This is a genomic window from Paenibacillus favisporus (assembly GCF_040545415.1).
GTDB classification, from domain to species: Bacteria; Bacillota; Bacilli; order Paenibacillales; family Paenibacillaceae; genus Paenibacillus_AQ; species Paenibacillus_AQ favisporus.
The window spans coordinates 59,885-72,014 of record NZ_JBEPLV010000002.1; the positions used below are offsets into that span (position 1 = coordinate 59,885).

The following is a 12,130-nucleotide window of genomic DNA, read 5'->3' on the forward strand; positions in this document are numbered from 1 at the left end:
GCCGCTGTCGGCCTGGTCGCCATTATTGTACACTGATATCAGATTCGCAAGCGATGCGAACTTTATAGGATATGAACAATGGAGTTAAAGGAGATACGGTTATGCAAAAAAAATGGGTGGACCGCCTTTTTGGAGGCCTGGTGCTGATTGCGATCGGAGTTGTGTTTTTGTTGAATCAGCTCGGATATATCGACGTCAGCTTCTGGGGACTGATCGGAGACTATTGGCCGGTGATTCTGGTTGTTTTGGGGCTCAAAGAGCTGGCCAAGGGCCGGCGCTCATTCTTTGGCGGGGCGATCCTGCTCCTGATCGGGGCTTATTTCCTGGGCCGTAATCTGGGATGGCTCTGGATCTCGCCAGGCAATCTGTTTAAAATCATCATTCCTGCGCTGCTGATTATCGGCGGACTGTATGTCATTTTCAAACCGAATGACCGGACTCCTCCGCCAGCCGACAAGCGCCGTCCCGAGGAGCCTGCGTTTACGCCGGAACCTCCGGTACCGCCGGAGCCGGTAGAGCTTGACGGTTCGTCCCTGGACCGGCAGTTCGAGGAAAAGTTTGGCATTCCGTACAGCAAGGAGAAGGGACCGCAGGGCGTTCCGCCGAAATCCTCCTATGAGGAAGACGTTGATATGGACGATTTTGATTCGGACGATGACGACGAAATGGACCGGATGAAGAAGCACTACAAGAACAAGTACAAGCGGCACTACAAAAGATACTACAAGCACTACGCCAGAGAGGAAGCCCGCCGGGGCGGGCCGTTCCGTGAACCGGATGATCATGATTGGGACCACCACGGTCCTTTCAGCGAATCCGACCACGACGGGAAAATCAACAAGTCCTCTTTTATCGGGGATATTTATCTCGGACGCGATTCCTTCCAGCTGAAGCCGACCAACTTGTCCCAATTTATCGGAGACACGGTACTGGATCTGACCCGGGCGCATATTCCTTATGGGGAAACCAAAATCAACATCTCTGCGTTTATCGGCGATATCAAGGTGTACATCCCGGATGATACCGATCTGGGCGTCACGGTGAACTCGAGCTCCTTTATCGGGGATATGTCGGTGCTGAACGAATCGCGGAGCGGATTTGCAGGCAACATTTCGACCCGAACGCCGTATTACAAGGAAGCGCGCAAAAAAATCAAAATTAACATCAGCGCGTTTATCGGTGATATTAAAGTAAACAAAGTAGGTTGATCGTATGAAAAGTATCATGAAAAATACCAAATGGATGCTGCTGTTTTACTTTCTGCTGACCGGCCTTCTGATGACGGCGATTTTCTATATCGGCAGCGACAGCGGATATCTCGTTATTAAAGGAACCTGGGTATGGATTTATTCCTGCCTGGGGTTTCTGCTGTTGTCGATCATCATCGGATACATGGCTGGTCAGCGGATTCAGAGGCGCATCGATGTGCTGGAGCTTAACATGCTTCAGGTTTCCAAAGGGAATCTGTCGGTGCGGATCGGCGAAACCGATGACCCGACGTTTGCCCGGCTCTATCATGAGTTCAACAATGTGATGGATTCGATTGAAAAGAAAATGGAGCTGCTGCAGCGGATGGGCGAGCAGGAAGTTATCGAAAAGGAAAAAGCCGCGGAATCGGCTGTTATCGAGGAGCGCCGGCGGATGGCCCGGGATCTGCACGATACCGTCAGCCAGCAGCTGTTCGCCATTCATATGTCGGCGTCGTCGCTGCCGAGGGTGCTTGAACGGAATGAGGAGCAGGGCAAAGTCGTTATGGAGCAGCTCATCACGATGTCCCAGATGGCCCAGAAGCAGATGCGGGCGCTGATTGCACAGCTTCGTCCCGTCGAGCTGGAGGGCAAGAGCCTTGCCGAGGCGCTGGAAGTGTGGTTCCCGGACTACTGCCGGCAGAACGGCCTCAAAGGCATGAAGGAGGTCGAACTGAAGGGCAGCCTGTCGGAAGCGATCGAGCATCAGCTGTTTCTGATCATTCAGGAAGCGGTGGCGAACATTGTGAAGCATGCCCACGCCAGACTGGTCAGCATGTCGCTTCGCGAAGAGAGCCGGCAAGTGGTGCTCAGCATCAGTGACGACGGCCAGGGGTTTGACTCGATTCCGCACAGACCGGGATCGTACGGACTTTCAACGATGCGGGAGCGGGCCGAGAAGCTGGGCGGACAGGTCGAAATTATGAGCCGCCAAGGCTCGGGCACGACCATCCGTGTACATATACCGAAGTTTACATAAGTTTATCTTGAACGGTTCATCAATACAGGCAGGGGGAAATCGAAATGGCAGAGAGCGTGAAGGTGGTCATCGTGGATGATCACGATATGGTCAGAATGGGATTGAAAACATATTTGATGCTGGAGCCCTCCTTTGAAGTGATCGGGGAAGCAGGCAATGGCAAAGAGCTGCTGGACTGGCTGGACCAGCGGCCGCAGGAGGAGCATCCCGATCTGGTGCTGATGGATCTGATGATGCCGGTAATGAACGGTGCCGAAACGACGCGGGCCGTTCTGGCGAAATACCCTTCGATCAAAATCGTCATTTTGACGAGCTTTCTCGAAGACGACCTGGTGGTGGACGCGGTGGAAGCCGGAGCTGTCAGCTATGTGCTGAAGACCGTCTCCGCCGACGAACTGATCTATGCGCTGCAAGGGGCCAACCGGGGCATGCCGGTCATGACGGGGGATGTGTCCCAGGCGCTGACTAGAGGCATCCGCCAGCGGACCGTTCAGGGGGATTCCACCGGGATGACCGAACGCGAGAAGGAAGTGCTGCTGCTCGTCGCCGAAGGCAAAAGCAACAAGGATATCGCTGAGGAGCTGCATATCAGCATCAAAACAGTTAAGACCCATGTGAGTAACCTGCTGATGAAATGCGAGCTGGAAGACCGGACGCAGCTGGCCATCTATGCCCACCGCAAAGGATGGGTGCAGTCATAGCCTTTCCCGACATGTTTTATCTGCTTTTTAATTGTTTTTAATCTGTCATTAAGGTTTATAGTACATGATATAAACAGTTAAACAATATCCCTTACGGAACGCTATAAATCAGGGAAAGCAGGAGGCATGAATCACATGGACGAAAGAAACAGATTTGGCCAGCCGGAAGATTCGTTTGATCAAGAGCCAACAAAGCGTGAACAGCCGTCTTCCGATTCGAATAATTCATCTTATTACTATTCCTACGGGCCGTTTAAGTCCCTTGGAAAAGACAACAATACAGAGCATCCAGGCAGTGAGTCCTCCGACAGGCCGCACTCGGAGGAAGTGGAGATCACTCCTCCGAATCCGGTCAGACAGCTTCCGGTAACCTCCAGCCAGTACCACAACTCCGGCGAGTCCGGCAGCCCCGGACGCAGTGGAGGTTCAGGTGGCGGTGGCGGTAACAATGGCGGCGGTAACGGCAGTAACTGGCAGTTTAACCAACGTCCGAAGACATCGGTTAAAACAGTGCTGATTTCCTTCCTCGCCGGCATGGTTGTCATCACCGGGCTGATGTTTACGGCGGATCGCATGAATCTTTTTACGCCTAATACGTCGCTCACATCAGAAGCAGCCACGACAGTATCGGCTGCAGCCGACAACAGCGAGACTACCGGCAAGGCGAATACGACTTCGCTGCCGCTTTCGAAGCCGACGGATGTATCCGGGGTAGTTCAAGAAGCGGGTCCGGCGGTCGTTAAAATTGAAACGCTCGTTAAGCAAGGCAGCCGCAGCAATTCCCAAAGTAATCCTTATCTGAACGATCCGTTCTCCTATTTCTTCGGAGACCAGTTCGGCGGCGATTCGGGTAACGGCGGATCGGGATCGGATTCCCAATCCCAAGGCTCGGGTTCGGGTTCGAATTCTTCGCAGCTTGTTCCATACGGCATCGGTTCCGGCTTTATCTATAACAAGGAAGGTTATATCCTGACCAATCAGCACGTGGTCGAGAATGCCGACGTCATTCAGGTCACCATCGAGAACGACGATAAGATCTACGAAGCGAAGCTTCTGGGCAGCAGCAAGGATCTCGACCTTGCCGTTCTGAAAATCGAAGGCAATAACAACTTCCCGACAGTACCGCTCGGCGATTCTTCGAGCCTGAAAGTCGGCGAGCCGGTTGTAGCAATCGGTAACCCGCAGGGCTTTGACCATACGGTAACGACAGGCGTACTGAGCGCCCGTGAACGTTCCATCGATATCAGCGAGGAATCGGGAAGCGGTACACGCAAATATCAGCATTTGCTGCAAACCGACGCTTCGATCAATCCGGGGAACTCCGGCGGACCGCTGCTCAACCTGAGCGGCCAAGTCATCGGCATGAACGTGGCCGTCAGCGCCGATTCCCAAGGCATCGGCTTTGCGATTCCGACGAGCACGATCAAGAACGTCGTCGACAAGCTGGAGAAAAACCAGGAAATTCCGAAGGATCCGGTTCCGTTTATTGGCGCCTCTTTGATGACGTTGACCGAAGAAGTGGCTAAACAAATGGACACCGATGTAAAAGAAGGCTCCGTTGTAGCCGAGGTTGTGTACAAATCCCCAGCATACGAAGCGGACCTCCGCCCTTACGACATTATTACCGGCGTGAACGGTACGAGTTTTAAAACCAACACCGAACTGACTGAGTATATTCAGAAACAAAAGGTCGGCTCGAAAGTAACGCTGAACATCGTCCGCAACAACAAGAAGATGGATCTGCAGGTCACCATCGGCGACAAAAATAAATTCACGGACAACAGCGCGGTCAGCGGCCAGTAAACCATACGCTTCGAGATGACAGCGGAAGGGAACTCCCTTCCGCTGTTGTCGTACCATGGTGCAAAGGAAAATGTTCACTGCTACAATAAGAAGCAGAGGCTTGTGCCATGATACAAGATAAAGAGATAAAGGAGTAGTCCGTTCATGCGATCGAAAATTTTGATTATTGACGATGATGAAAAAATCATTTCCATGCTGCGCAGGGGGCTGGCATTTGAAGGGTACGACGTCATTACCGCTAACAATGGGGCAGAGGGACTGAAGGTCATTTTGAACGGGGAGCCCGATATCGTCGTGCTGGACGTCATGATGCCGCAGGTGGATGGATTTGAAGTGTGCCGCAGGCTTCGGGAGGGCGGCAGTCAGGTGCCGATCCTGATGCTCACCGCCAAGGATGAAATCGAGCACCGGGTCAAAGGGCTTGACCTTGGGGCGGACGATTACCTCGTCAAGCCGTTTGCATTGGAAGAGCTGCTGGCCAGAGTGCGCGCGCTGCTGCGCCGGAAGCCGGGGCAGGAGGAAGCCGGCGACCACCGGCTGACCTATGAGGACATCGTGCTGGACGTCGACTCCCGGGAAGTGCTGCGTGGCGGCAAGCGCCTCGAGCTGACGGCCAAGGAATTTGAGCTCCTTCATTTGTTTATGCAAAATCCGAAACGGGTGCTGTCCCGCGACTTAATTATGGATAAAATCTGGGGTTACGATTACAGCGGTGAGTCCAACGTGCTGGAAGTGTACATTGCGATGCTCCGTCAGAAGACGGAAGAACACGGAGGGAAGCGTGTCATTCAAACGATCCGCGGCGCAGGTTATATCCTGAGAGGGGATTCATAAGAGATGTCCATAAGATTGCGCTTGACCGCCTGGTACACCGCCATCCTGGCCGTAACGCTGATCGTGTTCGGTTCGGCGGTCTATGGGGTCGTTCATTATAATACGTATAATTCCGTAAGAGAGCGGCTGGCTCAGCAGTATAACAAAATCAAGCCGACCGTGGTTTTGAACTGGAATAGTAATTATTTGAGTTTTTCGGCGCCTTCCGATTTGGCTTCGCAGACTTTTGTGCAGATGATTGATTACGTCAATAATAAATTATCTGTGTCCGAAAAACTCGGAGAGCAGAAAATTAAGTTCCCTTATCCCGATTACGACCATGCGGTAAAAGAGCAGGGTTTTAAAACCGTGTACATCCAGGGAAATCCATTTTATTTATACCAGGGTGTCATTACGGAAAGCAGTACCGGTCAAGTGGTTGCAATGCTCCAGATCGCCATTTATACGGGGCATGAAGTGGAGCTGCTGACCCTGCTGCGGAATATTTTGGTCATCAGCGCAACGATCATGATCATCGTGGCCTCCTCGCTCGGGCTGTTCCTGGCCCGCAAATCCATGAGCCCGATCGGCAACGTCATTGAAGCGGCGAGCCAGATCCAGAACGGCCAGGACCTCAGCGTCCGCATCGATTACGACGGGCCCCAGGATGAAGTCGGGCAGCTGATCGATACGGTCAACAGCATGCTGGGGCGGATGGAGGGCTTTTATAAAAACCTCGAGGAATCTTACGCGACGCAGCGCCGGTTCGTATCCGACGCTTCGCATGAGCTGCGGACACCGCTGACAACAATCCGCGGCAACGTGGATCTTCTTGAGAAAATGTGGTCAGACGAGGAAGGAGACCGTCCGAAGCTGGACGAAGCGACGCTGAAGCAGATGACCCGGGAGGCCATCAGCGACATTGCCGACGAGTCCAAGCGGATGAGCCGGCTGGTCGGCGACATGCTCTCTTTGGCCCGGGCCGACACGGGACGGACGTTTGACAAGCAGCCGATTCCGCTCGAAATTCTCGTGGAGGAAGTGGCCAGAAGGGCCCAATTCCTGCCGCGGCAGGCCGATTGGATTACCGGTGACTTTTCGATCCTGAACGGTGTCTATGTCAACGGCAATAAGGACTATATGCAGCAGATGCTGTTCATTTTTATTGAAAACGCATTTAAGTATACGCCTGAAGGCCAAGTGACGTTTGACGCATTGCTGTATGAAGATCAGGTGGGCATCCGGATTGCCGATACGGGCATCGGCATGGACAAGGACGAGGTGCCGTATATCTTTGACCGGTTCTACCGTGCGGATCAGTCCCGCGGCATGACGGAGGGCATCGGGCTGGGCCTGTCCATCGCCAAATGGATTATCGACGAGCTGAACGGCTCGGTCGAGGTCGTTACTCGTCAAGGAGAAGGTACTACCTTCATTATCTGGCTGCCGGTCGTCTTTCCCGTCCCTTTGGAATAGGGTATAATGGTTAGGTTAAGGCATGCCAGAGAAAGCAGGTGAAAGTCATGGAAGTGATTAAAATTTCGCCCCGGGGGTACTGCTACGGCGTGGTCGATGCCATGGTGCTGGCGCGCCAGGCGGCCCAGAACCTGGACCTCCCCCGACCGATTTATATATTGGGCATGATCGTGCACAACAGTCATGTCACGAATTCTTTTGAAGACGAAGGGGTCATCACGCTCGACGGACCGAACCGGATGGAGATCCTGAACCAGGTGGACAGAGGCACGGTTATCTTTACCGCCCACGGCGTTTCGCCGGAAGTCCGGAAGCTGGCCCGGGACAAAGGTCTTACGACCGTTGACGCGACTTGTCCGGACGTCACCAAGACTCATGACCTGATCCGCGAGAAGGTGGCGGAAGGGTATGAGGTGATTTATATCGGCAAGAAGGGCCATCCCGAACCCGAAGGCGCCATCGGCATTGCGCCGGATCACGTTCATCTGATCGAGAAGGAAGACGAGATTGCCAATCTGCGCATATCCGCCTCCCGCATCATCATTACGAACCAGACGACGATGAGCCAATGGGACATTAAGGCCATTATGAAAAAGCTGCTGGAGCTGTATCCGTCCGCCGAGGTCCACAATGAGATCTGCCTGGCCACCCAGGTGCGACAGGAAGCGGTCGCGGAGCAGGCTGGACAAGCGGATCTGGTGATCGTTGTCGGCGACCCGCGGAGCAACAACTCCAACCGGCTGGCTCAGGTCTCCGAAGAAATTGCCAACGTCAAGGCTTACCGGATTGCCGACATTACCGAGCTGAAACGCGAATGGCTTGAAGGCATATCCAAAGTCGCTGTTACTTCCGGCGCCTCCACGCCGACCCCGATCACCAAGGAAGTGATCGCATATTTGGAACAATACGATCCGGAGAACCCGGATACGTGGGAAACCAAGCGCACGGTCAATATGAAGAAACTGCTTCCGCCCGTAAAAGCGGCAGGTAGCACCAAGGCGTAATGACGAATGAGATGAAGCAGAGCTTCCTTTTAATGGAGGCCTGCTTCTTTTTTTTTCTAGACCATGATGATTTGCTGTCCCTGATATGATCTGGCCCTACAGAAGAAAATAGAACAGATCGGTAGGGGGAGGATGCCCATTTTAGATTTAGGGTTGACGGATAGGTGGATTTCCGATATAGTTGCTTTAGCGGATAAAAGCTTAAAAGCGAAAACGCGTTTAAGCGTATTAGTGAAGTGAGAGGCGAGAACGGTAGACCAGATAAAGATACCGAATCATTTGAAAATATACTAGAAGCGTGCGCTGAAGCGAGGCGCTTCACAGGAGGAATGATAGCCATGATCGTAATTACATCCAATACAACTCCGGAAGAACAAATTGCGGATATTGTGCGTGTGATTGAGAAGGAAGGACTGCAGGCTTCTGTTTCCAAAGGCGCAGACCGGACGGTCATTGGGCTGATCGGTCAGGTCAACCCGCAGCTTGCTGAGCACCTGCGTCAAATGAAGGGAGTAGAGAATGTAGTGAAGATTACCAAATCATACAAATTGGCAAGCCGTGATTTTCATCCGGAGAACACGGTGATCAAGATAAAAGGCGTGGAAATCGGCGGCGACGAGCTCGTCGTCATGGGAGGACCCTGCGCGGTTGAATCCCCTGAGCAGATTGATGAAATTGCGGGCTTGGTGAAGGCTGCCGGCGGACAGGTGCTGAGAGGCGGGGCCTTCAAGCCACGGACAGGACCATACAGCTTCCAGGGGATCGGTGTCGAAGGTCTTATTATGATGGCTGAAGCCGGACAAAAGCACGGCCTGCTGACTATTACGGAAGTCATGACACCGGAATACGTGGATATCTGCGCCGAATATGCCGATATTTTGCAGGTGGGTACGCGGAATATGCAGAACTTTGACCTGCTGCGCAAGCTGGGAACTTGCGGTAAGCCGGTGTTGCTCAAGCGCGGTTTCAGCGCCACCTACGATGAGCTGCTGAATGCGGCGGAATACATCCTTGCTGGCGGCAACCCGGACGTCATGCTCTGTGAGCGCGGAATCCGTACATTCGAAAGCTATACCCGCAATACGCTGGATCTGTCGGCTATTCCTGTCCTGCAGCAGCTGAGCCATCTGCCGGTCATTTCCGATCCGAGCCATGGCACGGGCCGCAGAGAGCTGGTTGAGCCTATGTCCAAAGCCTCGGTTGCAGCTGGGGCTAACGGACTGATTATCGAGATGCATACAGACCCGGACAACTCGATGACCGGAGACGGCGTGCAGTCTCTGTTCCCGGACCAGTTCGCCGCGCTCCTTAAAGACTTGGAGAAGCTGGCTCCGCTCGTCGGGCGCACATTCAGTACGTCCAAGGCGCCTGCTGAAGCCTTTAAAGTAGGGGTATAATATTTCCCCGGTAATACCGTATAGACATCTAAGCCTGCCGGCTGATTTTCCCCAGAAAATCGGTGCGTGCAGGCTATTTGCAATTAGTGCAAATAAAGTGTTGAAAAGTGTAAGGATACCTCACACCATTTTTAAAAATACCTTACATACATATTGACGATGTCAGGTTTGAAGTTTTATAATGACGACATAAATCATTAGATACTGAACGTTTACGTTTTAAATGCGGGGAAATGTTCGGAAATTGGGAGGAAGAGAGCATGTCGGTTGAAAACGTATTAAAAACAATTCAGGAGAAAGCAATTGAGTGGGTGGATTTCCGTTTCGTAGATTTGGCTGGCCGTGCGCATCACATTTCTTTGCCTGCCTCTGAAGTGGATGAAGAAACGTTCGTGAACGGGGTTGCGTTCGACGGCTCTTCCATCGCCGGTTTCCGGGGAATCGAAGAATCGGATATGGTTATGATGCCAGATCCGGAATCGATTTTTGTCGATCCATTCACCGCTCATCCGACACTGAACATCATGTGTAACATCAACACGCCGGACGGCGAGCGCTATGAGCGCGATCCGCGCAGCATTGCAGCCAAAGCCGAAGAGTATCTGCAACAGTGCGGCGTTGGTACGGCAGCCTTCTTTGCACCTGAATCCGAATTCTTTATTTTTGACGATGTCCGTTACGAAAGCGGCATGAACAGTTCTTCTTACTTCGTGGATTCCGAAGAAGCTTCGTGGAACACGAACCGTAAAGAAGAAGGCGGCAACCTTGGCTTCAAAGTACGCGTGAAAGGCGGATACGTTCCTGTTGCACCGGTCGACACCCAACAAGACATCCGCAGCGAAATGTGTCGTTTGCTGGAAGAAGCCGGCCTCCGCATCGAGCGTCATCACCATGAAGTGGCCACTGCAGGCCAAGCGGAAATCAACTTCCGTTTCGATACCCTGAAGAAAACAGCGGATAACCTCTTGCTGTACAAATACATCGTTCACAACACAGCCCGTCAATACGGTAAAGTGGCTACTTTTATGCCAAAACCGATCTTTGGCGACAACGGAAGCGGCATGCACGTTCACCAGTCTATCTTCAACGGCGACGAGCCTTTGTTCTATGAAAAAGGCGCATATGCGAACCTGAGCGAAATGGCGCTGAACTACATCGGCGGTATCCTGTACCATGCTCCGGCCTTGATTGCCATCACGAACCCGTCGACAAACTCCTTCAAGCGTCTGGTTCCTGGCTACGAAGCACCGGTTAACCTCGTGTTCTCGAAAGGTAACCGTTCGGCAGCGATCCGTATTCCAGTCGCCGCTGTAACGCCTAAAGGCTGCCGCATCGAGTTCCGTACACCGGACTCCACGGCGAACCCTTACCTGGCCTTCTCGGCTATGCTGATGGCTGGTCTGGACGGTATCAAGCGCAAAATCAATCCGGTTGAGCTCGGATACGGACCGATGGACAAAAACATCTATGAGCTCTCCGACGATCAAAAAGCGGAAATCCGCAGCGTACCGGGCACCCTGGACGAAGCATTGGACGCTCTGGAAGCTGATTACGACTTCCTTCTGGAAGGCGGCGTATTCACCAAAGAATTCATTGATAACTTCGTTAGCCTGAAGCGTGCTGAAGCGAAAGCCGTTTCGATCCGCGTGCATCCGCACGAGTACGGTCTGTACTTCGACTGCTAATTCGTATCAAGAAATGGCTGCCCTCTCCGGTCAGGGATGACTGGAGAGGGCAGCTTCTTTGTTTGGGGGACGCTCCGCGTCCACCGCATTCCTTCACTCGCGTGTTGGTGGGGGCGCTCCGCAGCCACCGCATTCCTCCATTCGCGTGTTGTTTTCCCGTTTCCTGAATTTAGCCGCTGTCGGCGGTAGAAACGGGAAAACAAAGGCGACCGCTGCGCTGTTCCGGAATTGCGGTGTCCGCTCCGCTAAGCAGAGGAGTAAGTGTGGGCGGCTCAGGGAAGTAGTTGTGCTGGTGCTCAGGGAGACAACACGTCAGCAGCCTTCACGATGAGGGTGATTTGTCTGCCAATGAGAGCCAAGCCTGCATGCGGCAGCATATGCCATGCCGTGCCAGCGTTCGCGTACATTCTGCGGGGACGCTCCGCGTCCACCGCATTCCTCCACTCGCGTGTTGTTTTCCCGTTTCCTGAATTTAGCCGCTGGCGGTAGAAACGGGAAAACAAAGGCGACCGCTGCGCTGTTCCGGAATTGCGGTGTCCGCTCCGCTAAGCAGAGGAGTAAGTGTTGGTAGTTCGGGGAAGCGGCTGGGTTGTTCAGGGAGGCAGGGCTGCAGGTAGCTCAGGAAGCAACAGCAGCGCTCCGCTCTGACCGCATTCTGTAGAAGCGCTCGGCGTACTCCGCATTCCTTCACTCGCGTGTTGTTTTCCCGTTTCTTGAACTAGCCGCTGTCGGCGGTAGAAACGGGAAAACAAAGGCGACCGCTGCGCTGTTCCGGAATTGCGGTGTCCGCTCCGCTGGGCGGAGGAGTAAGTGTGGGTAGTTCGGGGAAGCAGTTGTGCTGGTGCTCAGGGAGACAACACGACAGCAGACTTCACGATGAGGGTGATTTGTCTGCTAAGGAGAGCCAAGCCTGCATGCGCAGCATATGCCATGCAGGGCCAGCGTTCGCGAACATTCTGCGGGACGCTCCGCCTCCACCGCATTCCTCCACTCGCGTGTTGTTTTCCCGTTTCTTGAACTAGCCG

10 protein-coding genes are annotated in these 12,130 nt (G+C 53.4%); 9 read left to right on the plus strand and 1 reads right to left on the minus strand.

All coding sequences use genetic code 11. The features are described from left to right. Positions 1–101: 101 nt before the first annotated feature. The 9 genes from liaF to glnA all read left to right on the plus strand — a co-directional run bounded on the left by liaF (position 102) and on the right by glnA (position 11,105). Positions 102–1,208: a cell wall-active antibiotics response protein LiaF gene (liaF, locus tag ABID47_RS08345; protein ID WP_354495846.1), complete on the plus strand. Its 1,107-nt coding sequence runs from the start codon at positions 102–104 to the stop codon at positions 1,206–1,208. A gap of 4 nt (positions 1,209–1,212) precedes the next feature. Next, entirely contained in the window at positions 1,213–2,226 is a 1,014-nt protein-coding gene (locus ABID47_RS08350; RefSeq protein ID WP_105441833.1) for a sensor histidine kinase, read from the plus strand. 44 nt (positions 2,227–2,270) lie between these two features. Then, a complete protein-coding gene (locus ABID47_RS08355; RefSeq protein ID WP_076170641.1) occupies positions 2,271–2,927 on the plus strand; it encodes a response regulator in 657 nt (218 codons plus the stop codon). A gap of 135 nt (positions 2,928–3,062) precedes the next feature. After that, a complete protein-coding gene (locus ABID47_RS08360; RefSeq protein ID WP_354495849.1) occupies positions 3,063–4,730 on the plus strand; it encodes a S1C family serine protease in 1,668 nt (555 codons plus the stop codon). Between the two features lie 144 nt (positions 4,731–4,874). Continuing rightward, complete coding sequence (locus ABID47_RS08365) at positions 4,875–5,564, plus strand: response regulator transcription factor (RefSeq protein WP_076170639.1); 690 nt, start codon at positions 4,875–4,877, stop codon at positions 5,562–5,564. A 3-nt stretch (positions 5,565–5,567) separates the two neighbouring features. Further along, positions 5,568–7,019: a sensor histidine kinase gene (locus ABID47_RS08370; protein WP_354495851.1), complete on the plus strand. Its 1,452-nt coding sequence runs from the start codon at positions 5,568–5,570 to the stop codon at positions 7,017–7,019. A gap of 47 nt (positions 7,020–7,066) precedes the next feature. Then, complete coding sequence (locus tag ABID47_RS08375) at positions 7,067–8,023, plus strand: 4-hydroxy-3-methylbut-2-enyl diphosphate reductase (RefSeq protein WP_354495853.1); 957 nt, start codon at positions 7,067–7,069, stop codon at positions 8,021–8,023. Between the two features lie 338 nt (positions 8,024–8,361). Beyond that, positions 8,362–9,420, plus strand: a complete 1,059-nt coding sequence (gene aroF, locus ABID47_RS08380; RefSeq protein ID WP_076170636.1) for a 3-deoxy-7-phosphoheptulonate synthase — start codon at positions 8,362–8,364, stop codon at positions 9,418–9,420. 260 nt (positions 9,421–9,680) lie between these two features. Then, positions 9,681–11,105, plus strand: a complete 1,425-nt coding sequence (gene glnA / locus ABID47_RS08385) for a type I glutamate--ammonia ligase (RefSeq protein ID WP_076170635.1) — start codon at positions 9,681–9,683, stop codon at positions 11,103–11,105. A 296-nt stretch (positions 11,106–11,401) separates the two neighbouring features. Here the strand turns inward: glnA and ABID47_RS08390 are convergent, their stop codons facing one another. Next, on the minus strand, positions 11,402–11,536 hold the full coding sequence (locus ABID47_RS08390; protein WP_354495856.1) for a hypothetical protein: 135 nt from the start codon (positions 11,534–11,536) through the stop codon (positions 11,402–11,404). Positions 11,537–12,130: the final 594 nt, after the last annotated feature.